This is a genomic window from Aeromicrobium sp. JJY06 (genome assembly GCF_044069275.1).
GTDB classification, from domain to species: domain Bacteria; phylum Actinomycetota; class Actinomycetes; order Propionibacteriales; family Nocardioidaceae; genus Aeromicrobium; species Aeromicrobium tamlense.
The window spans coordinates 1778816-1803065 of record NZ_JBIMRD010000001.1 but is presented as its reverse complement, the minus strand read 5'-3'; the positions used below and the strand labels follow the sequence as shown (position 1 = coordinate 1803065).

Below are 24250 nucleotides of genomic sequence, written 5' to 3'. Positions count from 1 at the left end.
ATGCCCAAGTTCGAATACGCCCCCGCGCCGGAGTCGCGCTCCATCGTCGACCTCCAGGCCAGCTACGGCCTCTTCGTCGACGGTGAGTTCACCGACGGCGGCGGCACGGCGTTCAAGACCGTCAACCCCGCCACCGAGGAGGTCCTCGCCGAGGTCGCCGAGGCCAATGAGGACGACGTCGACCGCGCCGTCCGCGCCGCCCGTCGCGCCTACGACCGCGTGTGGGGCCCCATGCCCGGCCGCGAGCGCGCCAAGTACCTGTTCCGGATCGCCCGCATCCTGGCCGAGCGCAGCCGCGAGTTCGCCGTCCTGGAGACGCTCGACAACGGCAAGCCGATCAAGGAGTCGCGCGACGTCGACGTGCCCCTGGTCTCGCAGTGGTTCTTCTACCACGCGGGCTGGGCGGACAAGCTCGATCACGCGGGCCTCGGCGCGAACCCGCAGCCGCTCGGCGTCGCCGCGCAGGTCATCCCGTGGAACTTCCCGCTGCTGATGCTGGCGTGGAAGGTCGCGCCCGCCCTCGCGGCCGGCAACACGGTCGTCCTCAAGCCGGCCGAGACCACGCCGCTGACGGCCCTGCTGTTCGCCGACGTGTGCCGCCAGGCGGAGCTGCCCGCGGGTGTCGTCAACATCGTCACGGGCGCCGGCGAGACCGGTCGCCACCTCGTGTCGCACCCGGACGTGAACAAGGTCGCGTTCACCGGCTCCACCCCGGTGGGCCGCGAGATCGCCCGCGCCGTCGCCGGCACGGACAAGCGCCTCACCCTCGAGCTCGGCGGCAAGGCCGCGAACATCGTGTTCGACGACGCGCCGATGGACCAGGCCGTCGAGGGCATCGTCCGCGGCATCTTCTTCAACCAGGGCCACGTGTGCTGCGCCGGCTCGCGCCTGCTCGTGCAGGAGAGCGTCGCCGAGGAGGTCCTCGACCGCCTCAAGACCCGCATGGCCACGCTGCGCCTGGGCGACCCGCTCGACAAGAACACCGACGTCGGCGCGATCAACTCGGCCGAGCAGCTGGGCCGCATCCGCGACCTCGCCGCCACCGGCGACGACGAGGGCGCCGACCGCTGGAGCGCTCCGTGCGAGCTGCCCGAGCGCGGCTACTGGTACGCCCCGACGATCTTCACCGGCGTCACGCAGGCGCACCGGATCGCGCGCGAGGAGATCTTCGGCCCGGTCCTGTCGGTGCTGACCTTCCGCACGCCCGCCGAGGCGATCGAGAAGGCCAACAACACGCCCTACGGCCTGTCGGCCGGCGTGTGGACCGAGAAGGGCTCGCGCATTCTCGCGATGGCCGACCAGCTGCGCGCCGGCGTGGTCTGGGCCAACACGTTCAACCAGTTCGATCCCGCCTCTCCGTTCGGCGGGTACAAGGAGTCCGGCTACGGCCGCGAGGGCGGCCGCCACGGACTCTCCAGCTACCTGGAGGCCACCCGATGAGCGAGCGCGTCGACGTCCGCAAGACCTACAAGCTGTTCATCGGCGGGGCGTTCCCCCGCTCGGAGTCCGGCCGCACGTACGAGGTCGCGTCCTCGCGCGGGAAGTTCCTGGCCAACGCCGCGAAGGCGTCGCGCAAGGACGCCCGCGACGCGGTCGGCGCCGCCCGCAAGGCCTTCGGTGGCTGGTCGAAGCGCACGCCCTACAACCGGGGCCAGATCCTCTACCGCGTGGCCGAGGTCCTCGAGGGCCGCCGCGACCAGCTGGTCGCCGAGGTCCGCGCCGCCGAAGGCGTCAACGAGCGTCGTGCCAACGCGATCGTCGACGCCGCCGTCGACACGTGGGTCTGGTACGCCGGCTGGGCCGACAAGCTCTCGCAGGTCACCGGCAACGCCAACCAGGTGAACGGGCCGTTCTTCAACCTCACCTCGCCCGAGCCCACGGGCGTCGTGGCGATCGCCGCGCCGCAGCAGTCGTCGCTGCTGGGCCTGGTCGAGGTGCTCGCCCCGGTGCTGCTGTCGGGCAACACGGCGGTCGTCGTGTCGTCCTACGAGCGTCCGCTGCCCGCCATCACGCTCTCGGAGATCCTCTCGACCTCCGACGTGCCCGGCGGCGTGGTCAACGTGCTGACCGGCGACATCGCGGAGATCGGCCCGTGGCTGGCCACGCACCTCGACGTCAACGCGCTCGACCTGACCGGCGTCGACGACGCCGACGTCGCGCGCGACCTGGAGGCCGAGGCCGCGGTGAACCTCAAGCGCGTCGTGCGCCCCGGCACCTCCACGGCCCAGGCGCTCACCCGCATCACGCCGTTCCTCGAGCACAAGACCGTCTGGCACCCGATCGGCGTCTGACGTCCCGCTGGAGCGGTGAGCTGTCAACCCTTCCCTCGGCGTGGCGGTGAGCCGTCAACCTCTTCGCACCTGATGCGGTTGATCGCTGACCGATACCCGAGTCGAGAGGTTGACAGCTCACCGCTCCCCGGGGCGACCGGACGCCGACGCGTCTCGATACGCTCGCACCCATGCCGCACGTCGTGATCCTGGCCGGCCCGTCCGGGTCGGGGAAGTCCCACCTGGCCGAGCGGCTCGGCTGGACCGTGCTGCGGCTCGACGACTTCTACCACGACCACGACCACCCCGGCCTCCCGCTGAGCACGCTCGGGATCGTCGACTGGGACGACGTCCGCTCGTGGAACCTCGAGGCAGCCATGACGGCCATCGAGGAGCTGTGCCGCCACGGCCGCACGCAGGTGCCGGTCTACGACATCTCGGTCAGCCAGGCCGTCGGCACGCACGAGGTCGTGCTGAACGGCGACCGCTTCATCGCCGAGGGCCTCTTCGCCACCGACATGGTCGCGCCGTGCCGCGAGGCCGGTGTGCTCGACGCGGCGATCTGCCTCACCCGTCCGCGGCCCGTCGTCTTCTGGCTGCGGCTCGTGCGCGACCTGCGCGAGTCACGCAAGCCGCCGATGACCTTGGTGCGCCGCGGCTGGCGCCTCATGAGGGACCAGCCGCGCGTCATCGCCGAGGCCGTCGCCGCGGGCTGCGTCACGATGCACCCGCGCCGCGCCTACCGCTTCCTGACCTCACGCCGCTAGCGAGAGACGGGCGGGCGGTCAGTGGCCGAGGGCCGCGTAGCCGGGCTTGATGACCTCGTTGATGAGCGTGAGGCGTTCGTCGAACGGGGCGAAGGCGCTCTTCATGGCGTTGACGGTGAACCAGCGCAGGTCGCCCAGGCTGTAGCCGAAGGCGTCGGTCAGCAGGTTCATCTCGCGGCCGATCGAGGTGCCGCTCATGAGCCGGTTGTCGCTGTTGATCGTGACGCGGAAGCCCAGCTCGGCCAGCGGGCCGATCGGGTGGTCGACGATCGACGTCATCCCGGCGACGGCCCCGGTCTGCAGATTCGACGACGGGCACATCTCCAAGGGGATGCGCCGGTCGCGGATGTACGCCGCGAGACGGCCGAGGTGCGCAGTCGGCGAGGCCGAGAAGTCGATGTCGTCGACGATCCGCACGCCGTGGCCGAGGCGGTCGGCGCCGCAGCGCTGCACCGCCTGCCAGATCGAGGGCAGGCCGAACGCCTCGCCGGCGTGGATCGTGAAGTGGGCGTTCTCGCGGCGCAGGTACTCGAACGCCTCGAGGTGCAGGATCGGCGGGAAGCCGTCCTCGGCGCCCGCGATGTCGAAGCCGAGCACGCCCCGGTCGCGGTACTCCACCGCGACCTTCGCGATCTCGAGCCCGCGCGACGCGTGCCGCATGGCGGTGAGCAGCTGGCCGACGACCATCGCCCGGCCCTGCTCGCGCACGAGCGCGACGCCCTCGTCGATGCCGGCCTGGACGGCCTCGACGGCCTCCTCGATCGACAGTCCGGCGTTCTGGTGCTGCTCGGGGGCCCAGCGCAGCTCGGCGTAGACCACGCCGTCGGCGGCGAGGTCGAGCACGGCCTCGCGCGCGACGCGGGCCAGGTCCTCGGGGCGCTGCATGACGCCCACGGTGTGCTGGAAGGTCTCGAGGTAGCGCACGAGCGAGCCCGACGAGGACGCCTCCTCGAACCAGGCGCCGAGGTCCTCGGGCGCGGCCGGCAGGTCGTGACCGATCTCGAGGGCGATCTCGGCGACCGTCTCGGGGCGCACTCCCCCGTCGAGGTGCTCGTGCAGGGCGACCTTGGGGGCGGCGGCGATCTGCTCCGGCGTGGCCCTCATGTCAGGCGTCCATCAGCAGGGTGACGGTCTCGGCGATGCACGCCGGCTTCTCGCTGCCCTCGATCTCGACGGTGTGCTGCAGCGTCACCTGCTGTCCCTTCTCGATGTCGCGGACGTCGAGGACCTCCACACGGTTGCGGACCTTCGAGCCGACCTTCACGGGCGCCATGAAGCGCACGCGGTTGAGGCCGTAGTTGACGCGGGCGCGGTCGCCGGCGAACGCGTAGACCTGGGCGCCGAGGAACGGCAGCAGCGAGAGCGTGAGGTAGCCGTGGGCGATCGTGGCGCCGAACGGGCCGTCGGCCGCGCGCTCGGGATCGACGTGGATCCACTGCCGGTCACCGGTCGCATCGGCGAACATGTCGATGCGGTCCTGGTGGACCTCGATCCATGAGCTGACGCCCAGCTCGGTCCCGGAGGACGCGGCGATCTCGGCTCTGTCGTTCAGGATGCGCATGGGTCCGAACCTACCGTGTCCCGCGCCACACCATGGGCCCCGGATGTCCCACGGGACGCTGCCGTCAGCCGCCGATGCGGTCGATGACGATCGGCGTCGCCCGGGGCGCCGAGGCACCGATCGACCAGCCGCCCTCGAGCGCCTCGCGTGCCCGCTCGAACCGCTCGGGCGTGTCGGTGTGCAGGGTCAGCAGCGGCTGCCCGGCCCGGACGGTGTCGCCGGGCTTGGCGTGCAGCTCGACGCCGGCACCGGCCTGGACGGCCTCGCCCGGACGCGAGCGGCCCGCGCCGAGTCGCCACGCGGCCACGCCCACGGCGTAGGCGTCGAGCGAGGTGAGCACGCCGTCGGCGTCGGCCGTGACGGTCTCGGTCTCGCGCGCGACGGGCAGCTTCGCATCGGGATCGCCGTCCTGCGCGCGGATCATGGCCTTCCAGGCGTCCATCGCGCGGCCGTCGGCGAGTGCGTCGGCCGGGTCGACGTCGGTGACGCCGGCCGCCTGGAGCATCTCCCGGGCCAGCGCGACGGTGAGCTCGACGACGTCGGACGGGCCGCCTCCGGCCAGCACCTCCACCGACTCGCGCACCTCGAGGGCATTGCCCGCCGTGAGGCCGAGCGGGATCGACATGTCCGTCAGCAGGGCCACGGTGCGCACGCCCGCGTCGGTGCCGAGCGCGACCATCGTCTCGGCGAGCTCGCGGGCGTCCGCCTCGTGCTTCATGAACGCGCCCGAGCCGACCTTCACGTCCAGCACGAGCGCGCCCGTGCCCTCGGCGATCTTCTTGCTCATGATCGAGCTGGCGATGAGCGGGATCGCCTCCACCGTGCCGGTGATGTCGCGCAGGGCGTAGAGCTTCTTGTCCGCCGGCGCCAGGCCCGAGCCCGCGGCGCAGATGACCGCGCCGAGGTCCTCGAGCTGGGTCATCATCTCGTCGTTCGACAGCGCCGCGCGCCAGCCGGGGATCGACTCGAGCTTGTCGAGCGTGCCGCCCGTGTGGCCGAGACCGCGGCCCGACAGCTGCGGCACGGCGACGCCGCACGCGGCCACGAGGGGCGCGAGCGGCAGCGTGATCTTGTCGCCCACGCCACCGGTGCTGTGCTTGTCGGCCGTCGGCCGCGACAGCGAGGAGAAGTCCATCCGCTCGCCCGTGGCGATCATCGCCGCGGTCCAGCGGGCGATCTCGCGACGGTTCATGCCGTTCAGCAGGATCGCCATCGCGAGCGCCGACATCTGCTCGTCGGCCACGACGCCGCGCGTGTACGCGTCGACGACCCAGTCGATCTGGTCGTCGGTCAGCTCGTGGCCGTCGCGCTTGGCGACGATGACGTCGGTGGGGGCGAACTTCTCTGTCGTCATGCAGACACCTGGATGCTCTCGTAGCCGCGCAGGACCCACGTGGGCCGACGCGGGGACTCGCCCGCGAGGACGAGATCGGGGAAACGGTCGAGCAGGGCACGCAGGGTGATGCCGAGCTCGAGGCGCGCCAGCGGCGCGCCGAGGCAGAAGTGGATGCCCAGCCCGAAGCCGACGTGAGGGTTCGGGTCGCGACCCACGTCGAACGTGTCGGCGTCCTCGAACACCGCGGCGTCGCGGTTGGCCGAGCCCATCAGGCACGCCACCTTCTGCCCGGCGGTGACGAGCTGGCCGGCGACCTCGACGTCCTTCGTGGCGGTGCGCTCGAAGAGCTGCAGCGGCGCGTCGAAGCGGATGAGCTCCTCCAGCGCGAGATCGATCGGCACCTCGCCGCTCGTGACGCGGGCGAGCTGGTCGCGGTGCGTCAGCAGGGCGTGGAAGCCGTTGCCGAACGTGTTGACGCTGGCCTCGTGGCCGGCGTTGAGCAGCAGCACCACCGTGGCGACGAGCTCGTCGTCGGTGAAGCCCTTGCCCGCGTCGGTCTCGGCGATGAGGTCGCTGACCAGGTCCTCGCCGGGCTGCGCACGACGCATCGCGATGACCTCGCGCACGTAGTCGGCGAACGCCGTGCTGGCCTCGATGGCCTCGGCCTTCGTGGCCTCGTCGATGTCCTTCTCGTACATGTGCACGATCGCCTGGCTCCAGCGGCGCAGGTCCTCGTGGTCCTCGCGCGGGACGCCCAGCAGGTCGCAGATGACGTAGACGGGCATCGGCTCGGCGTAGTCGGCCAGCACGTCGAACTGCTCGGGCAGCGCGGCGACCATGTCGGCGGCGAGCGACTCGATGCGCGGACGCATGCGCTCGACGTGGCCGCGGCCGAACGCGCCGGCCAGCAGGCGCCGCATGCGGGTGTGCGCGGGCGGCTCGTTCTCCATGAGCTGGTTGCGGTGCAGCGTGTTGAACGGCTCCATCTCCTCCACCGGCTCCCAGTCGTGCCACAGCCGCCCGAAGGCGCGGTTCTTCAGCACCGCGCCGACGGTGGCGTGATCGGTGGCCAACCACGTCGACCACGGCTCGTGCCAGACCAGGGATCCCTGCCTGCGCAGATCGGCCAGGGCCGGGTAGGGATCGCGCAGGAAGTCGGCGTCGGTGGGGTCGAAGGTGGTCAGCGTGCTCATGAGTCGTCCAGGTCCGTCACGTCGAAGGCGTCGGGGAGCACCTCGGCCATCGTCTTGACGCCCGAGGCGGTCAACAGCTGGCACTCGGGGCCGCCGTTCTCCCACAGCAATTGTCGGCAACGGCCGCACGGCATGACCGGGCGCCCCTGTCCCTCGACGCACACGACCGCACGGAGCTTGCCGCCACCGGTGGAGTGCAGGGCCGAGACCATGCCGCACTCGGCGCACAGGGCCACGCCGTAGGCCGCGTTCTCGACGTTGCAGCCCAGCACGACCCGCCCGTCCTCGACGAGGCCGGCGGCGCCGACCTTGTACTTCGAGTAGGGCGCGTAGGCGCGCTGCATGACCTCGACGGCGTACTTCGTGAGGGCGTCCCAGTCGACGGGCGCCTCGGCCGGGGTGAAACCGAATCCGCTCATCCGACACTGCCCTTCCGGTAGACCTTGCCGTCCGCCGCGGGCATCCTCAGGTTCTGGCTGAACACCGCGAGGACGAGCAGCGTGGTGACGTACGGCGTCATGGTGGCCAGCTCGTTGGGGATCTGGTCGGTGGTGAGGTAGATGCCCGCGACGATGACGCCCAGCACCGCGGCGATGAGCGCCGAGCGCTGGCCGTGCTGACGCCACTGCCAGACGGCCAGCATCACCAGGAAGACGGCCACGAGCAGCAGCAGCGCGTGCACGGTCTCGCCGCCGCCGCGCAGGCGCAGCGTGTCGGTGTAGCCGAACAGCGTGGCGCCGGCGAACAGGCCGCCGGGACGCCAGTTGCCGAAGATCATGGCGGCGAGGCCGATGTAGCCGCGGCCTCCGGTCTGTCCGTCGCGGAAGGCGTTCGCGGCCACCAGCGCCAGGAAGCCGCCGGCGAGGCCCGCGAGGCCGCCCGAGGCGATCACGGCGATGAACTTGTAGCGGTAGACGTTGACGCCGAGCGACTCCGCGGCCGCCGGTGACTCGCCGACCGAGCGCAGACGCAGGCCGAAGCCGGTGCGCCACAGCACCCACCAGGTCAGCACGAACAGGGCGATCGCGATGAGCGTCAGCGACGACACGTTGGTGACGAACGCGCGCAGCACCGCGGCGACCTCGGAGACGAAGAACCAGTTCTCCTGCTCGATCTCGCCCAACGGCTCGGACAGGCCCGAGATCGTGATGCTCGGCAGTCGCTCGATCGGCGGCGACTGCGTCTGGCCGCCACCGGGGACGCCCGAGAAGGCCATGCCCGCGAGGTACTGGACGGCACCCGCGGCGATGATGTTGATCGCGACGCCGGAGACGATGTGGTCGACGCCGAAGTAGACCGTGGCGACGGCGTGCAGCAGGCCGCCGGCGGCGCCCAACAGGATCGCGCCCACCACGCCCTGCCACGGGCCGTAGAAGTAGCCGAAGTAGCCGGCGCCGAACGTGCCGAGGATCATCATGCCCTCGAGGCCGATGTTGACCACGCCCGCACGCTCGGACCACAGGCCGCCGAGGCCGGCCAGGCCGATCGGGACGGCGGCGATCAGGGTGGCGCGGATCGTGCCCGACGAGCTGAGGTCGTCGACGCCGGTGATGATGCGCAGCAGCGACATGATCACGAGGACGCCGGCGATGCCGATGAGGATCCATGGCCAGCTCAGGCGGAAGCGGCCCTGCGGAGTGCCGTGGACGTTCGTCACGGGGTCGGTCGCCACGCTCATCGGGCCACCTCCTTCTCCTGAGGCTGGGAGTCCAGGGCGGCCGCCACCTGACGCTGCTCGAGCCGGACGCCGTAGCGGCGGACGACCTCGTAGGCGATGACGACGGCGAGCACGATGACGCCCTGGGTGACCTTGACGATGTCGGGCGAGACGTCGAGCAGGATCTGCAGCGGGTTGGACTGCTGGTCGAGGAACGCGAACAGGAGCGCGCCGATCGCGATGCCGACCGGGTGGTTGCGGCCCAGCAGCGCGATGGCGATGCCCGCGAAGCCCAGTCCGGACTGGAACGTGGAGCCGTAGGCGTAGTCCTGGCCGAACAGCAGCGGCATGCCCACGAGGCCGGCCACCGCACCCGAGAGCAGCATCGTCACCAGGATCATCTTCTTGACGTTGATGCCCGACGCGACGGCCGCGCTCTCGGACTGGCCCGCGGCGCGCAGGTCGAAGCCGAAGCGCGTGCGGTTGATGAGCAGCCAGTAGGCGATGCCCACGATGATCGCCACGACGATGAAGCCGTAGACCTCGCCACCGAGGAACGGGATGCCGGGGATCCGGCTCCCCTCGGGCACCGGCTTGGTCGAGATGATGTTGCTGCCCTCCTCGCGGACGGCCACCTTGCGCAGCAGGTAGGCCACCACGGCGGTCGCGATCGCGTTGAGCATGATCGTCGAGATGACCTCGGAGACGCCGCGGGTGACGCGCAGCAGGCCCGCGATGCCGGCCCACATGGCGCCGACGAGCATGCCGGCCACGAGGGCGAGGGCGATGTTCAGGAAGCCCGGCAGCCAGGCCTCGCCGGCCACCCACGCGGCCGCGAAGGACGCGATCCGGTACTGCCCGTCGACGCCGATGTTGAACAGGTTCATCCGGAAGCCGATGGCCACCGCGACCGCCGACAGGTAGTACACCGTGGCGGCGTTGAGGATGTTGACCATCGTGCGGTTGCTGGGCCAGCTGAGGATCTGGCTCCACACGCCGATCCAGTCGTCGCCGGCCAGGATCAGCACGAGGCTGGTGACCACGAACGCCACGACCAGGGCGAGCGCCGGAGCGGCCAGCGCCAGCCCGATCCGGGTCAGCCGCGACTCTGTCCTCATGCGGACTCCTCCTCGTCGGTGGCGCCGGTCATGGCCGAGCCGAGTTGCTGGGGCGTGACCTCGCCCGGGTCGAAGGTGCCGACCAGCTGGCCGCGCAGCAGCACGGCGATCGTGTCGGACAGGCCGATGAGCTCGTCGAGGTCGGCCGAGATCAGCAGCACCGCCAGGCCGTTGCGGCGGGCGCGCTTGATGTGGTCCCAGATGGCGGCCTGGGCGCCGACGTCGACGCCGCGCGTGGGGTGCGCGGCGATCAGCAGGCTCGGGTCGCTGCTCATCTCGCGGCCGACGATCAGCTTCTGCTGGTTGCCGCCGGAGAGGGCGCGGGCGAGCGTGTCGATGCTCGGCGTGCGGACGTCGTACTCCGCGACGATGCGGTCCGTGTCCTTGCGGGCCCCGTTGCGGTCGATGAAGGGCCCGGCGACGTTGGGCTCGCGGGTCTGGTGGCCCAGGACGCGGTTCTCCCACAGCGGGGCGTCCAGCAGCAGGCCCTGGCGGTGGCGGTCCTCGGGGATGTAGCCGATGCCGGCCTCGCGGCGACGGCGCGTGGACCAGTCGGCGATGTCGGCGTCGTCGAGCTCGACCCGGCCGGTGGCCTCGGGTCGCATGCCCATGATGGCCTCGACGAGCTCGGCCTGGCCGTTGCCCTCGACGCCGGCGATGCCCAGGATCTCGCCGCGGTGGATCCTGAAGGAGATGCCGTCCAGCAGGGGGCGGCCACCGCGCGGGTCGGGCAGGCCGAGGTCGACGACCTCGAGCACCTCGACGTCGGTGACGGTGGACAGCTCGGTGCTGGGGCTCGGCAGCTCGGAGCCGACCATCAGCTCGGCCAGCTGGCGCGAGGTGACGCTGTCGGCGGCCACGGTCTCGACCGTGGTGCCGCGGCGGACGACGGTGACGCTGTCGGCGACCGACAGCACCTCGTCGAGCTTGTGGGAGATGAAGATGACGGCGAGGCCCTCGGACTTGAGCTCGCGCAGGTTGTCGAACAGCTCGTCGACCTCCTGGGGCACCAGGACCGCGGTGGGCTCGTCGAGGATGATGATGCGCGCGCCGCGGTAGAGGACCTTGAGGATCTCGATGCGCTGGCGGGCGCCGACGCCGAGGTCGGCGACGAGGTCGTCGGGGCGGATGTCGAGGCCGTAGGTCTCCGACAGGCTGCGGATCTGCTCGCGGGCGCGGTCGCCGATGCCGTGCAGCTTCTCGGCGCCCAGCACGACGTTCTCCAGGACGGTGAGGTTGTCGGCGAGCATGAAGTGCTGGAAGACCATGCCGACGCCGTGCCCGATCGCGTCGGACGGCGAAGAGAACGAGACGTCGCTGCCGTCGATCTGGATCGTGCCCGAGTCGGGCTTCTGCACGCCGTACAGGATCTTCATCAGCGTGGACTTGCCGGCGCCGTTCTCCCCCACGATCGCGTGGATGGTGCCGCGGCGGACGTCGATGTCGATGTCGTGGTTGGCGATGACGCCGGGGAACGTCTTGCCGATGCCCCGGAGCCGGACCACGACGTCCGAGCCGCTGCTCGCGTTGGTGCCGGTTTCGGCCGATGTGATGCTCACGATGTCACCTTCTGGTGGTCGGCGGACCCAAAGGGGCGGCCCGGCCCCACGCTATCGCGCAGGGCCGGGCCGCGGGCCTCAGTGCTTCGAGGACACGCTCACTTCGAGGGCACCGTGATGGTGCCGTCGATGATCTGCTGCTTGTACTCGTCCAGCTTCTCCTTGATGTCGTCGACGTGACCACCGGTGGTGGAGTAGCCGACGCCGTCGACCTTGAGGTCGTAGACCTGCGGGCCGGTCTTGATGTCGCCCGCCTCGACGCCCTTGAGGAAGTCGAAGACCGCGACGTCGATGTTCTTCGTCATCGAGGTCAGGATGCTGTCGCGCACCGACTCGTCGGCGGTCTTGGCCTGGTCGGAGTCGACGCCGATGGCCCACTTGCCCGCGTCGGTGGCCGCCTGGAAGACGCCGCCGCCCGAGCCGCCGGCGGCGTGGTAGACGACGTCGGCCTCCTTCTCGAACATGCCGGTGGCGGCCGTGTTGCCCTTGGCCGGGTCACCGAAGCCGCTGAAGTCCGGCGGCGTGGTCAGGTAGACCGACTGGACCTTGATGTCGGGGTTGACGGCCTTGGCGCCGGCCTTGTAGCCCGCCTCGAACTTGTGGATCAGCTCGGTGTCGACACCGCCGACGAAGCCGACCGTGCCGGTCTCGGACTTGAGCGCGGCAGCCGCGCCGACCAGGAACGAGCCCTGCTCCTCGGCGAACAGCAGGTTGGTGACGTTGTCAGCGGCGACGGCGTCGTCGACGATCGCGAAGTTCACGTCGGGGTTGGCCTTGGAGATCTTGCCCACGGCGGCGGAGTAGGCGAAGCCCACGGCGACGACCGGGTTGTAGCCGGCATCGACCAGCTGCTGGAGACGCTCCTCGCGAGCCGACTCGGGCTCGCCGTCCTGCGCCTCGGCGTCCTTGACCTCGAAGCCCAGCTCGCACGCGGCCTTGTCGAGGCCCTTGGCGGCCGAGTCGTTGAAGGACTGGTCACCACGACCACCGACGTCGAAGGCCATGCCGACCTTGATGTCGCCCTTCTCGACGCAGTCCTCGCCAGCGGCACTCTCGTCGTCGGTGCTCTTCTTCGAGCAGCCGGCTCCGGCGAAGACCAGGGCGGTCACGGCGGCCGCTGCGGTCAGCTTGTTCAATCGACGCACTTTTCCTCCTCAAGGGCTGCGCCCGACACGAGGGGCGCACGCGATGTCAGGACGACCCTAAGTGCTCGGAGGGCGACCTCGGACCGAGTCGGGTCCGACGAGGGCAACTGTCACCGAACCGTAATCAAAAGCCCGGCCCCCGAGGGTCCTAGGATCAGGACATGCCCTTCTCCGGACCCATCGTCGTCGGCCACGACGGCTCCTCCTTCGCCGACCAGGCCCTGCGCTGGGCGCTCGTGCTGGCCGAGCGCGCCCACATGCCGGTCACGATCGTGCGCGCGTGGACGATGCGCACCGCACCCAAGCCCAAGACGCACGAGTTCGGCTACGTGCCGCCGGCGTCGGACTACGCCGACGCGGTGCGCGAGCGCCTCGAGGAGCAGACCCGCGAGCTGCTGGCGGAGCACCCGGACGTCGAGGTGACGCTGAAGGTCGAGCGCGGCCAGCCCGCCACCGTGGTGGTCGAGGCCAGCGAGGGCGCGTCGCTGCTCGTCGTGGGTCCGCGAGGCCTCGGCGGCTTCAAGGGCCTCATGCTCGGCTCGGTCAGCGAGCACGCCGTGGGCTCGGCCCCGTGCCCCGTGGTGGTCGTGCGCGGCGCCGACGAGGACCCGGCGCAGTCCGAGCCCGAGGCCTGACCGCTCCCCCGCCGACGGGTCAGGCGATCGCGGCGTTGGCGAGCACGAGGGCGCCGACCGCGATCGCGCGCTCGTCGACGCGCAGGTTGCCCTGGTGCAGGTCGTACGTGGGACCACCCGGCGTGCGGGTGCCCAGGCGCGCCATCGTGCCGGGCAGCGTCTCGACGTACCAGGCGAAGTCCTCGCCGCCGAGGCTCTGCGCCGTGGTGGCCACGCCCTCGGGACCGAGCGCGGCGGTCACGGCGTGGCGCAGGCGCTCGGTGACGGCGAAGTCGTTGACCACCGGCGGCACGCCGCGCGTGTAGGTGAGGTCGACGCCCACGCCGAACGGCTCGACGATGTCGGCGATGATGCCGCGCACGAGGTGCTCGGCGTCGTGCCAGGCGGCGGCGTCGAGCATCCGCAGGGTGCCCTTGAGCTCGCCGACGGCGGGGATGACGTTGGCCGCGTTGCCGGCGCTGACCTGACCCCAGACGAGGCTCGCGCCCGCACGCGGGTCGAAGCGGCGCGAGAGCACGGCGGGCAGCTGGGTGATGAGGCTGCCGAGCGCGAACGTGAGGTCCTCGGTGAGGTGCGGGCGCGACGTGTGGCCGCCGCGGCCGTTGAGGACGACGTGGATCTGGTCGGACGCGCCGGTGATCGCGCCCTCGCGGATGCCCACGCGGCCCACGTCGAGCGACGGGTCGCAGTGCAGGGCGAAGATGCGGCTCACGCCGGCCAGGACGCCGTCGGACAGCAGTCGCAGTGCGCCGCCGGGCATGACCTCCTCGGCGGGCTGGAAGATCAGGCGGACGCGGTAGGGCAGGCCGATCGCGCGGTCCGCGGCGGCGAGCGCGGTGGCCGCGCCGATGAGCGCCGAGACGTGGACGTCGTGGCCGCAGGCGTGCGCGACGCCCGGGTTCTTCGACCGCCAGGGGTCCTGCGTGGTGTCGAGGATCGGCAGCGCGTCGAGGTCGGCGCGCAGGGCCACGATGGGGCCGCCGCTCGGGCCGATGTCGACCGACAGGCCGGTGCCGTCGAAGCGCTGGGGGCTCAGGCCGAGCTTGTCCATCCACGCGTACACGAGGTCGGTGGTGCGCTCCTCCTGCCAGGACAGCTCGGGAAACGCATGGAGGTCACGCCTCAGCTCGATGAGGTCGGGGGTCGCCGTCTCCACGGCGCGTGCGATGTGTTCCTGGAGCGTCATGACCTGTCCACTCTACGCCGCTCGACCCACCGGGGCCGGGCATCTCAGATCGAGGACACCGCGCGACTTCGCGAGGTTTCCTGTCACTTCACGAGGGTTGCAAACCTCGCGAAGTGACAGTTTCCCCGGTTAACCGGGGAAACTGTCACCCCTGCCGAGCCCGGTAGGCGGCCTGCGCCTCGCGGTTGCCGCAGGTGGTGCTGCAGAACTTGCGGGAGCGGTTGCGGGAGAAGTCGACGACGACGCCGTCGCAGTCGGAGGCGGCGCAGACGCTCAGGCGCTCCATCTCGTCGGCGCGGATGACGTCGATCATCGCCATCGCCGTCTCGACGAGCACGCGCTCGTGCAGCGGTCGGTCGTCGGCGATGGCGTGGACGTGCCAGTCGAGCCGGTCGTGACGGACCAGCCGCGGGACGGCGTGCTGCTCGGCCAGGATCGCGTTGACGAGGTCGACGGCAGCGGCACGGTCGGCGCGCAGCAGCTCGCGCAGCCGGGGACGGATGTCGCGCACCGCCTCGAGGTCGGCCCGCGTGCGCGGCCGGGCGCCGGTGTAGCCCCAACGGTCGAAGAACTCGGTGAGGTCGGACGGGGTCTCGAGCGTGTCGGGCTCCAGGGCCGAGTTGGCCAGCTCGGAGGCTGCGCCGAGGGCGTCGCTCACGTCAGGAGTGAAGACCATGTTGACACCTTACGACATGCGGTCTAGCGTCATGACCCATGAGCGTGGACACTCCTGACGCGGCCGTCGTCCGCCACACCCCCACCGGACTGCTCCTCGCGGTCACCTCGGCCCTGTCGTTCGGCACCTCCGGCACGATGGCCCGCGGCCTGATGGACGCCGGCTGGTCGCCCGGCGCCGCCTTCGCGGTGCGCGTCAGCCTCGCCGCACTCGTCCTCGCGATCCCGGGCCTGCTCGCGGTTCGCGGCCGCTACGGCCTGCTGCTCACGCACGCCCGCACGATCGTGCTCTACGGCCTGTCGGCGGTGGTCTGCGCGCAGCTCTTCTACTTCATGGCCGTGCAGCGGCTCGACGTCGGCATCGCCCTGCTGATCGAGTACACCGCGCCCGTCGCGGTGGTCCTGTGGATGTGGCTCGCGCACGGCCAGCGCCCGGGGCGGTTCACCCTGATCGGCGCCGTCGTGGCCGCCGTCGGCCTGGCGCTGCTGCTCGACGTCTTCGGTGGCGCCGAGCTCGACCTGATCGGCGTGATGCTCGCGCTCGTCGCCATGGCGGGCGCCGCCGCATACTTCGTGATGTCCGCCGACGACTCCAGCGGCCTGCCGCCGCTGACGCTCGCCGCGGGCGGCCTCGTCGTCGCGTCGGTGACGTTCTGGATCGTCGCGGCCACGGGCCTGCTGCCCCTCACGATGACCAAGGAGCAGGTCACGTTCGCAACCGGCTCGGTTCCGTGGTGGGTGCCGGTGCTCGTGCTGGGCTTCGTCGCCGCCGCCCTCGCCTACGGCACCGGCATCGCCGCGGCCCGCCACCTCGGCGGGCGGCTCGCGTCCTTCGTGGCCCTCACCGAGGTCGCGGCCGGCCTGGGGTTCGCCTGGGTCCTGCTCGACCAGGTGCCCAAGCCCCTCCAGCTGGTCGGCGCGCTGCTGATCCTCGGCGGCATCGTGGTGGTCAAGCTCGGCGAGCGTGAGGTGGTCTCAGTCGGCGGCGACCAGGACCTCCTCGTCGAGCCGCTGCCGGCGCAGGAGCCTCCGCACCGCGGGTGAGACCCGGCCGCGGGCCGACAGGTGGTGCGTGCGGGCGTAGAGCGCCGCGGCGACGCCCACGCCGAGCGCGGACAGCGCACCGCCCACGATCATCGTCCAGCGCGCGCCGAACGCCTCGCCGATCCAGCCGATCAGCGGCGCCCCGAGCGGCGTGCCGCCCATGAACACCATGAGGTAGAGCGCCGCCACGCGGCCGCGCATCTGCGGGGTGGACGTCAGCTGGATGAGGCCGTTGGCCGACGTGACCATCGTCAGCGACGACAGTCCGAGCAGGGGCAGGACGAGCGCGAACGTGAGGTAGCTCGGCATGAGGCCGGCGAGGATCTCGCCGATGCCGAAGGTCATGCCGGCGACCACGACGAACAGCAGTCGCGGCCGCGTGCGGCGAGCCGCCAGCAGCGCACCCGCCAGCGAGCCGATCGCCAGGACCGAGCCGAGGATGCCGTACTCGCTGGCGCCCTTGCCGTAGACCTCGGTGGCCATCAGTGCGGACGTCATCTGGAAGTTCATCCCGAACGTGCCGACGAAGAACACGCAGGTCAGCAGCAGCACGAGGTCGGGTCGGGAGCGGACGTACCGCACGCCCTCGCGCACGGCGCCCTTGCGGCTGCCGGACACGGGCGAGGGTCGCAGCCGTCGCGTGTCGAGCGAGCTCAGCGACGCGATCACCGCGAGGTAGCTGGCAGCGTTCACGAGGATGACCCAGCCGGTGGCCTCGGCACCGCTGCCGAGCCATGCGATCAGCAGGCCGGCCAGCGCGGGGCCGATCATGCGGGCGGTGTTGAAGGAGGCCGAGTTCAGGCCGACGGCGTTGGGCAGGTCCTCCTGCCCGACCATCTCGGCCACGAACGACTGCCGCGCGGGCGCGTCGAAGGCCGTGCCCACGCCGAAGACGAACGCGATGACGTAGACGTGCCATGCCTCCACCGTCCCGGTGACGGCGAGCACGCCGAGCACCGCCGCGGGGATCGCCATCGCGAGCTGCGTGCACTTGAGCACCTGCTGCTTCGGGAAACGGTCGGCGACGACGCCGGCGACGGGACTGAACAGCAGGGCGGGCAGCAGCTGCAGACCCGTGGTGATGCCCAGGGCCGTGCCGCTGCCGGTGAGGACGAGGATGAGCCAGTCCTGCGCGACGCGCTGCATCCAGGTGCCGACGTTGGACACCAACGCGCCCATGGCATAGACGCGGTAGTTGCGGATCGAGAGGCTGCGGAAGGTGGGGCTCACGCGTCGTCCTCCGCGAGCCTGACCAGAAGGTCGGTGGCATCCCGGAGACGTGCGCGCTCGTCGGAGGTGAGGGAGGTCAGGCGGCTGTCGAGCCACAGGTCGCGGCGCTGGCGCTCCTCGGCGAGGACCTTCTCGCCGAGGTCGGACATCGAGATCAGGACCTGCCGGCCGTCGTCGGGGTGAGGGTTCTTCAGGACGTAGGCGTCCTCGAGCAGGCACTTCAGGGTCCGGGCGACCGAGGGCTGGGACACGCGCTCGCGCGCGGCGATCTGGCTGGGCGTCGCGGATCCGAGGACGCGCACGGACCCCAGCACGGAGAGCTGGGTGGCGGTCAGGTCGGACTGGCGCTCCTGGCGCAGCCTCCGGTTGAGTCGGGCCACCGCCTGGGCGAGTCGCTGGGAGTCGGTGGGCATGTCCTTAGCATAGTTCATTAACCATGCTAAGGAAAGAGAGCGCGGTCACCCCCCGGGCACGACGAAGGGGCCCGCCGCAGTGGCGGGCCCCTTCGTCTCGAGCTCAGCGGATGGCGATCCTGATCGACCGCTGCGACGGTGTCGTGATCCAGCTGCCGGAGTAGCGGACCGTGTAGGTGCGCTTGCCCTTCTTCTGCTTCGCGATCGCGATCGTGGCCTGACCGCGGCGGACCGTGACCGTCTTGATGCGCTTGCCCTTGGCGTAGATCGAGACCCGGCCGTTGAGGCTGGTCGATCGGTGCTCAGGCGACGTGATCGTCACGGCGACGGTGGCCTTGCGCTTGCCGGCCTTCGCCTTCAGCCCGACCCGGCTCGGGCTCTTGATCCGCTCCTGCGTGGACAGCGCAGGAGCCTCGTAGCCTGCACGGCTCGGACGGACGATGACGCGGACCGCGTGGTTCGCGAAGCCGGCGGGGACGCGGAAGGTGCGCCCTGTCCCGACGACCTTGAAGCTGGCGTTGCCGCGCAGGTGAGCCGCCATCCACGTGTAGGCCACGGCCGTCGGAGCCGGGGAGTAGGTGCCGGGCTGCGCGGTCAGGACCTGCCCCGGCACGAGGCTGCCGGTGATCGTGGGCTCCTTCGTGAAGCGCATCTGCTGCGAGCGCCGCATCGAGACGTCCCGGCCGACGACCGAGCCGGCCGACACGTCGATGTCCACGGCGGCGTCCACGGTCGACGCGCCACGGGTGGTGCCGTCCCAGAAGGTCGTCACCACCTCGGGCGCGAGTCCGAGGCCGCACGACAGCTGCTCGGAGAGCTCACCGCAGTGCGGCTGCACGAACTTGAGGCGCACGACCGGGTGCGGTCCCTCGACCGCGAGCGCGAAGGTGCCGTCACGGTGGATGCGCAGCGCAGGATCGCCGTAGGTCAGCCGGTCGACCGAGCCGACCGGCTTCCACTCCCCCGCGACCCTGGCCAGCGCCACGACGTACAGGGGTCGGCCCTCCTGGAGCGTGTCGAGTTCGAAGTCCTCCATCGTGATCCGTCCCGACACCCGGGGCTGGGGGTCCAGCACGACGTCGGCGCCGGTCACGGCCGCTCCCTGACCGACCGTCACGGTGGCGGGGGCGCGCATCGCGACGCCCCACTCGTCGAGGTGGACCTCGACGCGGTACGTGCCTGCCGACTGCGCAGGCACCGTGTAGCGCTGTCCGACGACCCGCGTGTAGGCGTTCTCAAGTCGGAACACGCCCTGCGCGTCCCTCCGGTACACGCGGACCGACGCCTCGAGCACGTCGGACGGGAGGTCCGCGGACGAGGTGATGGTGCCCGAGATGGATCCGGCCGGCGCGGCCGCTGCGAGAGGCGCGGCAGGAGCCATCAGCAGGCTCGCGACGAGGGCGAGCACCGCGACGAGCGCGGCGCGGGACATCTTCTTCATGGTGGTGTCCTTCCCGCGTCAGCGGATGGCGATCTTCAGGGACGTGGTCGAGGAGCTGATGATCCGGTTCCCGGAGTAGCGCACCGTGTAGGTCCGCTTGCCCTTCTGCTGCTTGCCGATCGTGAGCGTGGCCTTCCCGTTCTTCACGGTGACCGTCGTGATGCGCTTGCCCTTCGCGTAGACCGAGGCCTTTCCGTGGACGCGCGACGTCGCCACCCCGGGCGCCTTGATGGTGATCGTGACGGTCGCCTTGCGCTTGGCGGGCTTGGCCTTCGCCGCGATCGAGCTGCGACTCGTGACCCTGACGTAGTCGGAGATGACGGTCGGGGCCTCGTGACCGAGCCGCGCGGGCAGGACCTCCAGCCTGAGGGAGCCGCCGAGCATCGCCGAGGTCGGACGGAACGTGGGACCGGTGCCGACCTGCCGGTCGTACTCGCTGTCCCCGCTCCCGTCGTGGCTCCCGTACCACCACACGTTCGTGGCCGAAGTGGCGCCGGGCGCGTAGGTCCCGGGGCGGGCGGTCAGGACCCGCCCGGGCGAGGCGACGCCCGCGATGGACGGGCTCACCTCGAGGCGGAGCTTCGGCGCGCGACGCAGCGTGATGTCCGCGTCGGCGACCGGCCCCGAGTCCAGGGCGATGTCGCGGGCGTCGGCCAGCGTGAGCGCTCCGGACGCCGTGCCGTTCCAGTAGGACGTGAGCACGTCCGGGGCGTCGTGGTAGCAATCGTCGTACTGGTCCTCGCAGCGCCGCTGCGCGAACTTCAGCCGGACCACCGGGTGGCCGGCTGCCACACGCAGCACGAAGGAGCCGTCGAGCTCGATCCCGTCGGCAGGGCCGTAGGCCGATCGCGTGGCGGCGTAGCCGACCGTCTCCCACGCGCTGCCGACCTTCGCCAGGGCGCGCACCTCGATCGGCGACCGCATCGCGAACGACTCGAGGTCGAAGGCCTGGGGGGTGATCCGGCCCGAGATGGTCACGGGGTCTGCCGCCGCGCGCGGCGCCGCGCCGGCGGGCGCCATCAGCAGGCTCGCGACGAGTGCGATGACCGCGACGAGCGCGGCACGGGTCATGCTCTTCATGGGGTCCTTCCCGCGTCAGCGGATGGCGATCTTCATCGAGCGCTCCGACGGGGTCGTGATCCAGCTGCCCGAGAAGCGCACCGTGTACGTGCGCTTGCCCTTCTTCTGCTTCGCGATCTTGATCGTGGCCTTGCCGCCTCGGACGTTGACGGTCTTGATCCGCTTGCCCTTGGCGTAGATCGAGGCCTTGCCATGGACGCGGGACTGCGAGATCGCCAGCGCCTTCACCGTGACCGCCACGGTCGCCGTGCCCTTGCCGGCCTTCGCCCTCAGCCCGATCCGGCTCGTGCTCTTGATGCGCACTCCGGGCCGGGAGATCGGCGCCTCGTACCCGAGGCGCGTCGGCACGACGGTGACGGTCACACCCCACTCGGAGTACGAGCTGGGTACGCGGAAGGTTCGTCCCGTCCCGACCACCCGCCTCGGAGCGCTGCCGTCGATCGGCGCTGCCACCCACTCATAGGTCACGCTGGTCGGCGCGACGGAGTACGTTCCCGGCTGCGCCGTGAGGACCTGGCCGGGCCACGGATTGCCCGTCACCCGCGCCTTGGACGTCACGCTGAGCTGCGGCGCCGGACGGATGGTGATGTCCCTGCCGGTCGCGGGGCCGCCGGACACGTTGACGTCGGCAGCGTCCTCGACCGTCAGCGAGCCGGCCGGCGTGCCGTCCCAGTACGTCGTCAGCACCTGCGGTGCGGCGCCCTCGACACAGGCGTGCCCGAACTGCGGGCAGTGCGGCTGCGAGAAGCGCAGTCGCACGGACGTGTGCGGGTGCGGGACCGCGAGGGTGAACGTGCCGTCGGGACGGATCTTCAGACGAGGGCTGCCCCAGGTGCGGCGGGCGACCGTGGCCACCACGGTCCAGCTGCCGCCGACGTTCGCCAGCGCCTCGACCCGGAAGGGCTGCTGCTCGTTCGGCGAGTCGAGGTTGAAGCCGTCGGTGGCGATCGTGCCGGAGATCGTCGGGTCGGCCTCGAACAGGAAGTCCACACCGGTGACCGTCTGCCCCTGGGCGACCGTGACCACCGGATCGGCGGCGCGCACGGAGACGCCCCACCCCTCGACCTCGGCGTGGACACGGTACGTCCCGGCCGACGACACCGGCAGGACGTAGGGACGCCCCATCGGCTCCTCGAATGACGCCTCCTTCACGAAGGTCCCGCTGGAAGCGCGCTTGCTGACGGTGAATCGCACGTCCACCGTCTCGGGGATGCCGGCCGTGTTCGTGACGCTGCCCGAGATCCGTCCGGCGGGCGCGGCGGTCGCGAGCTGGACGGCGCCGGCAGGCGCGACCAGCACGCTGGCGACCAGGCCGAGAACCGCGACCAGGGCGGCACGCATCAGATGCTTCATCAGGTCCTCCCGGTCAGCGGATGGCGATCTTCAGGGACTTCGTCGAGGGCAGGATCCGCCAGGTGCCGGAGTAGCGCACCGTGTACGTGCGCTTGCCCTTCTTCTGCTTGGCGATCTTGATCGTGGCCTTGCCGTTCCTGACGTTCACGGTCTTGATCCGCTTGCCCTTGGCGTAGATGGAGGCCTTGCCCTGCATCTGCGCCTTCGAGGCGCCCGGGGCCTTGACCGCGAGCGTCACCGTCGCCGTGCGCTTGCCCGCCTTGGCCTTCACCGCGAGCGCGCTCCGGGCTCGCACGATCAGGTAGGGCGTCTGCAGGATGGGCGACTCGAAGCCGAAGACGTTCGGCTCGGCCTGCAAGGCGATCGAGGCGCCCACGTGGTCCGTGGTGAGCCGGAGCGTGCGTCCCGTCCCCGCGGGCATGTCGTACTCGCCCAGCGTGGAGCCCGATCCGACGAGCCACGTCAGGCCGACGGACGTGGCGGCCGGCGACCAGGTGCCCGGCTGCGCGGTGAGCACCTGTCCGGGCACGGCACTGCCGGTGATGGTCGGCCGCACGGTGGCCCTGACCTTCTTCGACCGCGTGAGCGTGATGTCCCTGTTGGTGACGTTCCCATCGGTGACGTCGATCGCGGTGGCGTCCTCCACCCGCGGCGTGCCGAGCGGGCTGCCGTCCCAGTACGTCGTCTGGACCATCGACGCCGGGATGTCGACACCCCCGCCGACCTCGGGGCAGGCGTGCCCGAACTCGTCGATGCAGCGGGCCTGGTGAAACTTGAGACGCACCGACCCGAGCTCCTGGTCGACCGTGAGGTTGAACGTGCCCTCGGGCTCGGCGGGCGCCGGGTGCTCGGCGAATCGGACGGTGCCGTGCCCGACCCGCTCCCACGTGCCGCCCACGAGCGCGAGCGCGTCTACTCGAAGAGGCTCCACGGACGCGAACGTGGCGAGGTCGAAGTCACCGCCCGTGACGTTCCCCGAGATGCTCACGGGCGCCGCCGCGGCCGCCCGCGGCGCGGCGTTCGCGGGCGCGATCAAGAGACTCGCGGTGAGCGCGAGCAGTGCGACGACGATGCGCCGAGTGGCGGTGTTCATGGATCTCCCCGAAATTCGCAGACTTGTACCGCTTTGCACACCCTAGGTCACGAGAGTGACATCGGACGACCCTCAGCGAATGGCGATCCGCAGTGAGGTGGTCGGCGACGTCACCAGGCGGTTTCCGGAGTACCGGATCGTGTACGTGCGCTTGCCCCGTGCCTGACGTGTGATCCTGATCGTGGCCTTGCCGTTCCTCACCTTCACCGTCTTGATCCGCTTGCCCTTGGCGTAGATCGAGGCCTTGCCGTGCAGCTGGGTCTTCGAGACGGCCGGCGCCGTGATCCGGAGCCTCACCGTCGCTCGTCCCTTGCCGGGCTTGGTCGTGACCGCGAGCCGGGCCTCGCTCTTCACCAGGTAGTAGCGGCTCTGCTGGACGGGCGCCTCGAAGCCGGAGCGGGCCGGCCACTCCTGGAGGGCGAGCCGGTGACCCAGCAGGCTCGCCGGCACGCGGTAGGTGCGTCCGCGGGCGAGGAGGCGGTCGGACCCGCGAACCTGGCCGATCCACTTGTAGTCGCGGGTCGTGGGTCCCGGGGCGTAGCTGCCGACGCGGGCCCTGACGACCTCGCCCACCCCGACCGTCCCGGCGATCCGAGGCTCCGCGACGGCACGCAGCTTCGTGGCGGCCTTCAGCGTGATGTTCTTGTCGACGACGGGTCCGGAGCGGACGTCGAGGTCGGCCGCGCCGGCGAAGGTCGGCCCTCCGTCCGGGGTGCCGTCCCAGTACGTCCGCGCGACCTCGGGCGCCAGACCGAAGCGGCGGCACGGTGCCCACGCGTCGCACACCGATTGGTAGAACTGGACGCGGACGGCCTCGTAGAAGCCCGGCACCGAGAATGAGTACCGACCGTCGTCTGCCACGAGCACGGGCGCGCCCTCGAAGGTGCCGAGTCGCGTACGGTCCCCGACGCGCTCCCAGTGGCCGTCGATGCGCCCCCACACATGGGCGTTCAGACCACGATCGTCGGCGTCCCCGCCGGGCTGCAGCAGCGCGAGGTCGAAGCCGTCGGCCGTGATCGTGCCCGAGACGGTCGGATCGGGGCGGATCGCGAGGTCGACTCCCGTCACGCGGGTGCCCTTCGAGACGGTGATCCGGCGGCTCGGCGTCGCGGAGTCGGAGAACGTCATCCCGGCGCGGACCTGGTAGGTGCCCGCGGTCGGGGCGCCCAGCGTGTAGGTCGAGCCCGCGCCCACGAGCGAGCTGGCGACCTCGACCCACGCCCCCTCGGCGCTCAGCCGTCGCAGCGAGACGTCGATGACCTTCCCGCCCGGGTAGCCCGCGGGAGCCGTGACCCGTCCGGAGATCGTGCCCACCGCCGCCGGGCTCGACGCCTGGGCCGTGCCGGACGGAGCGATGAGCAGGCTCGCGACGACGGCGAGCACGGCGACCACTGCGGCTCGGGTGGCGTTCTTCATCTCGGCTCTCCTCGTGTCAGCGGATGGCGATCTTGAGCGACTTCGCCGACGACGTGATGATCCGGTTGCCCGAATAGC

23 protein-coding genes are annotated in these 24250 nt (G+C 71.1%); 5 read left to right on the top strand and 18 right to left on the bottom strand.

What is annotated here, in order from left to right; genetic code table 11:
• The 3 genes from ACGWYL_RS08790 (at position 1) to ACGWYL_RS08780 (ending at position 3037) form a co-directional block, all read left to right on the top strand.
• On the top strand, positions 1–1440 hold the full coding sequence (locus ACGWYL_RS08790) for an aldehyde dehydrogenase family protein (RefSeq protein ID WP_395486971.1): 1440 nt from the start codon (positions 1–3) through the stop codon (positions 1438–1440).
• Entirely contained in the window at positions 1437–2291 is an 855-nt protein-coding gene (locus ACGWYL_RS08785) for an aldehyde dehydrogenase family protein (RefSeq protein WP_179426256.1), read from the top strand. Before ACGWYL_RS08790 ends, ACGWYL_RS08785 begins: the two co-directional genes overlap by 4 nt.
• A 170-nt stretch (positions 2292–2461) precedes the next feature.
• The gene (locus tag ACGWYL_RS08780) at positions 2462–3037 is read left to right on the top strand and encodes a uridine kinase (RefSeq protein WP_269305426.1); all 576 of its coding nucleotides are present in this window, start codon (positions 2462–2464) and stop codon (positions 3035–3037) included.
• A gap of 18 nt (positions 3038–3055) precedes the next feature.
• On the opposite strand, the gene ACGWYL_RS08775 is transcribed toward ACGWYL_RS08780, so the two are convergent.
• From ACGWYL_RS08775 to ACGWYL_RS08735, 9 genes are all read right to left on the bottom strand, one after another.
• Complete coding sequence (locus ACGWYL_RS08775; RefSeq protein WP_269305424.1) at positions 3056–4141, bottom strand: adenosine deaminase; 1086 nt, start codon at positions 4139–4141, stop codon at positions 3056–3058.
• A 1-nt stretch (position 4142) separates the two neighbouring features.
• A complete protein-coding gene (locus ACGWYL_RS08770) occupies positions 4143–4598 on the bottom strand; it encodes a MaoC family dehydratase (protein WP_395486970.1) in 456 nt (151 codons plus the stop codon).
• A 64-nt stretch (positions 4599–4662) separates the two neighbouring features.
• Positions 4663–5952: a thymidine phosphorylase gene (locus ACGWYL_RS08765; protein ID WP_395486969.1), complete on the bottom strand. Its 1290-nt coding sequence runs from the start codon at positions 5950–5952 to the stop codon at positions 4663–4665.
• Positions 5949–7127, bottom strand: a complete 1179-nt coding sequence (locus ACGWYL_RS08760; protein WP_179426266.1) for a cytochrome P450 — start codon at positions 7125–7127, stop codon at positions 5949–5951. Before ACGWYL_RS08760 ends, ACGWYL_RS08765 begins: the two co-directional genes overlap by 4 nt.
• A complete protein-coding gene (locus ACGWYL_RS08755; protein WP_179426268.1) occupies positions 7124–7546 on the bottom strand; it encodes a cytidine deaminase in 423 nt (140 codons plus the stop codon). The genes ACGWYL_RS08760 and ACGWYL_RS08755 overlap by 4 nt, the downstream gene beginning before the upstream one ends.
• A complete protein-coding gene (locus ACGWYL_RS08750; protein ID WP_179426270.1) occupies positions 7543–8805 on the bottom strand; it encodes an ABC transporter permease in 1263 nt (420 codons plus the stop codon). Before ACGWYL_RS08750 ends, ACGWYL_RS08755 begins: the two co-directional genes overlap by 4 nt.
• Positions 8802–9902: an ABC transporter permease gene (locus tag ACGWYL_RS08745; RefSeq protein ID WP_269305418.1), complete on the bottom strand. Its 1101-nt coding sequence runs from the start codon at positions 9900–9902 to the stop codon at positions 8802–8804. The genes ACGWYL_RS08750 and ACGWYL_RS08745 overlap by 4 nt, the downstream gene beginning before the upstream one ends.
• Positions 9899–11461: an ABC transporter ATP-binding protein gene (locus ACGWYL_RS08740; protein ID WP_269305416.1), complete on the bottom strand. Its 1563-nt coding sequence runs from the start codon at positions 11459–11461 to the stop codon at positions 9899–9901. Before ACGWYL_RS08740 ends, ACGWYL_RS08745 begins: the two co-directional genes overlap by 4 nt.
• Positions 11462–11559: 98 nt before the next feature.
• Positions 11560–12606, bottom strand: a complete 1047-nt coding sequence (locus tag ACGWYL_RS08735; RefSeq protein ID WP_269305414.1) for a BMP family protein — start codon at positions 12604–12606, stop codon at positions 11560–11562.
• Between the two features lie 161 nt (positions 12607–12767).
• Here ACGWYL_RS08735 and ACGWYL_RS08730 point away from each other — a divergent pair, with 161 nt between their 5' ends.
• On the top strand, positions 12768–13241 hold the full coding sequence (locus ACGWYL_RS08730; protein WP_179426274.1) for a universal stress protein: 474 nt from the start codon (positions 12768–12770) through the stop codon (positions 13239–13241).
• Positions 13242–13260: 19 nt separating this feature from the next.
• Here ACGWYL_RS08730 and ACGWYL_RS08725 read toward each other — a convergent pair whose 3' ends face one another.
• Both ACGWYL_RS08725 and ACGWYL_RS08720 read right to left on the bottom strand, forming a co-directional pair.
• On the bottom strand, positions 13261–14427 hold the full coding sequence (locus ACGWYL_RS08725; protein WP_179426276.1) for an amidohydrolase: 1167 nt from the start codon (positions 14425–14427) through the stop codon (positions 13261–13263).
• A 145-nt stretch (positions 14428–14572) separates the two neighbouring features.
• Positions 14573–15085 (bottom strand): CGNR zinc finger domain-containing protein, encoded by a 513-nt coding sequence (locus ACGWYL_RS08720; protein WP_395486968.1) that lies wholly within the window; start codon positions 15083–15085, stop codon positions 14573–14575.
• Positions 15086–15141: 56 nt separating this feature from the next.
• Here ACGWYL_RS08720 and ACGWYL_RS08715 point away from each other — a divergent pair, with 56 nt between their 5' ends.
• Complete coding sequence (locus ACGWYL_RS08715) at positions 15142–16146, top strand: DMT family transporter (RefSeq protein ID WP_179426280.1); 1005 nt, start codon at positions 15142–15144, stop codon at positions 16144–16146.
• On the opposite strand, the gene ACGWYL_RS08710 is transcribed toward ACGWYL_RS08715, so the two are convergent.
• The 7 genes from ACGWYL_RS08710 to ACGWYL_RS08680 form a co-directional block, all read right to left on the bottom strand.
• Positions 16078–17376, bottom strand: a complete 1299-nt coding sequence (locus ACGWYL_RS08710; protein ID WP_395486967.1) for an MFS transporter — start codon at positions 17374–17376, stop codon at positions 16078–16080. The genes ACGWYL_RS08715 and ACGWYL_RS08710 overlap by 69 nt on opposite strands.
• Positions 17373–17789: a MarR family transcriptional regulator gene (locus ACGWYL_RS08705; protein WP_179426284.1), complete on the bottom strand. Its 417-nt coding sequence runs from the start codon at positions 17787–17789 to the stop codon at positions 17373–17375. Before ACGWYL_RS08705 ends, ACGWYL_RS08710 begins: the two co-directional genes overlap by 4 nt.
• A 103-nt stretch (positions 17790–17892) precedes the next feature.
• Positions 17893–19230 (bottom strand): hypothetical protein, encoded by a 1338-nt coding sequence (locus ACGWYL_RS08700; RefSeq protein WP_395486966.1) that lies wholly within the window; start codon positions 19228–19230, stop codon positions 17893–17895.
• Positions 19231–19248: 18 nt separating this feature from the next.
• The gene (locus ACGWYL_RS08695) at positions 19249–20310 is read right to left on the bottom strand and encodes a hypothetical protein (protein ID WP_395486965.1); all 1062 of its coding nucleotides are present in this window, start codon (positions 20308–20310) and stop codon (positions 19249–19251) included.
• Between the two features lie 15 nt (positions 20311–20325).
• A complete protein-coding gene (locus tag ACGWYL_RS08690) occupies positions 20326–21663 on the bottom strand; it encodes a hypothetical protein (RefSeq protein WP_395486964.1) in 1338 nt (445 codons plus the stop codon).
• 13 nt (positions 21664–21676) lie between these two features.
• Complete coding sequence (locus ACGWYL_RS08685; RefSeq protein WP_395486963.1) at positions 21677–22756, bottom strand: hypothetical protein; 1080 nt, start codon at positions 22754–22756, stop codon at positions 21677–21679.
• Positions 22757–22828: 72 nt separating this feature from the next.
• Positions 22829–24172: a hypothetical protein gene (locus ACGWYL_RS08680; RefSeq protein WP_395486962.1), complete on the bottom strand. Its 1344-nt coding sequence runs from the start codon at positions 24170–24172 to the stop codon at positions 22829–22831.
• Positions 24173–24250 lie beyond the last annotated feature (78 nt).

Coding starts and splice junctions, on each gene's coding strand:
- ACGWYL_RS08790 (WP_395486971.1), top strand. CDS start 1: ATGCCCAAGTTCGAATACGCCCCCGCGCCGGAGTCGCGCTCCATCGTC.
- ACGWYL_RS08785 (WP_179426256.1), top strand. CDS start 1,437: ATGAGCGAGCGCGTCGACGTCCGCAAGACCTACAAGCTGTTCATCGGC.
- ACGWYL_RS08780 (WP_269305426.1), top strand. CDS start 2,462: ATGCCGCACGTCGTGATCCTGGCCGGCCCGTCCGGGTCGGGGAAGTCC.
- ACGWYL_RS08775 (WP_269305424.1), bottom strand. CDS start 4,141: ATGAGGGCCACGCCGGAGCAGATCGCCGCCGCCCCCAAGGTCGCCCTG.
- ACGWYL_RS08770 (WP_395486970.1), bottom strand. CDS start 4,598: ATGCGCATCCTGAACGACAGAGCCGAGATCGCCGCGTCCTCCGGGACC.
- ACGWYL_RS08765 (WP_395486969.1), bottom strand. CDS start 5,952: ATGACGACAGAGAAGTTCGCCCCCACCGACGTCATCGTCGCCAAGCGC.
- ACGWYL_RS08760 (WP_179426266.1), bottom strand. CDS start 7,127: ATGAGCACGCTGACCACCTTCGACCCCACCGACGCCGACTTCCTGCGC.
- ACGWYL_RS08755 (WP_179426268.1), bottom strand. CDS start 7,546: ATGAGCGGATTCGGTTTCACCCCGGCCGAGGCGCCCGTCGACTGGGAC.
- ACGWYL_RS08750 (WP_179426270.1), bottom strand. CDS start 8,805: ATGAGCGTGGCGACCGACCCCGTGACGAACGTCCACGGCACTCCGCAG.
- ACGWYL_RS08745 (WP_269305418.1), bottom strand. CDS start 9,902: ATGAGGACAGAGTCGCGGCTGACCCGGATCGGGCTGGCGCTGGCCGCT.
- ACGWYL_RS08730 (WP_179426274.1), top strand. CDS start 12,768: ATGCCCTTCTCCGGACCCATCGTCGTCGGCCACGACGGCTCCTCCTTC.
- ACGWYL_RS08725 (WP_179426276.1), bottom strand. CDS start 14,427: ATGACGCTCCAGGAACACATCGCACGCGCCGTGGAGACGGCGACCCCC.
- ACGWYL_RS08715 (WP_179426280.1), top strand. CDS start 15,142: ATGAGCGTGGACACTCCTGACGCGGCCGTCGTCCGCCACACCCCCACC.
- ACGWYL_RS08705 (WP_179426284.1), bottom strand. CDS start 17,789: ATGCCCACCGACTCCCAGCGACTCGCCCAGGCGGTGGCCCGACTCAAC.
- ACGWYL_RS08700 (WP_395486966.1), bottom strand. CDS start 19,230: ATGAAGAAGATGTCCCGCGCCGCGCTCGTCGCGGTGCTCGCCCTCGTC.
- ACGWYL_RS08695 (WP_395486965.1), bottom strand. CDS start 20,310: ATGAAGAGCATGACCCGTGCCGCGCTCGTCGCGGTCATCGCACTCGTC.
- ACGWYL_RS08690 (WP_395486964.1), bottom strand. CDS start 21,663: ATGAAGCATCTGATGCGTGCCGCCCTGGTCGCGGTTCTCGGCCTGGTC.
- ACGWYL_RS08685 (WP_395486963.1), bottom strand. CDS start 22,756: ATGAACACCGCCACTCGGCGCATCGTCGTCGCACTGCTCGCGCTCACC.
- ACGWYL_RS08680 (WP_395486962.1), bottom strand. CDS start 24,172: ATGAAGAACGCCACCCGAGCCGCAGTGGTCGCCGTGCTCGCCGTCGTC.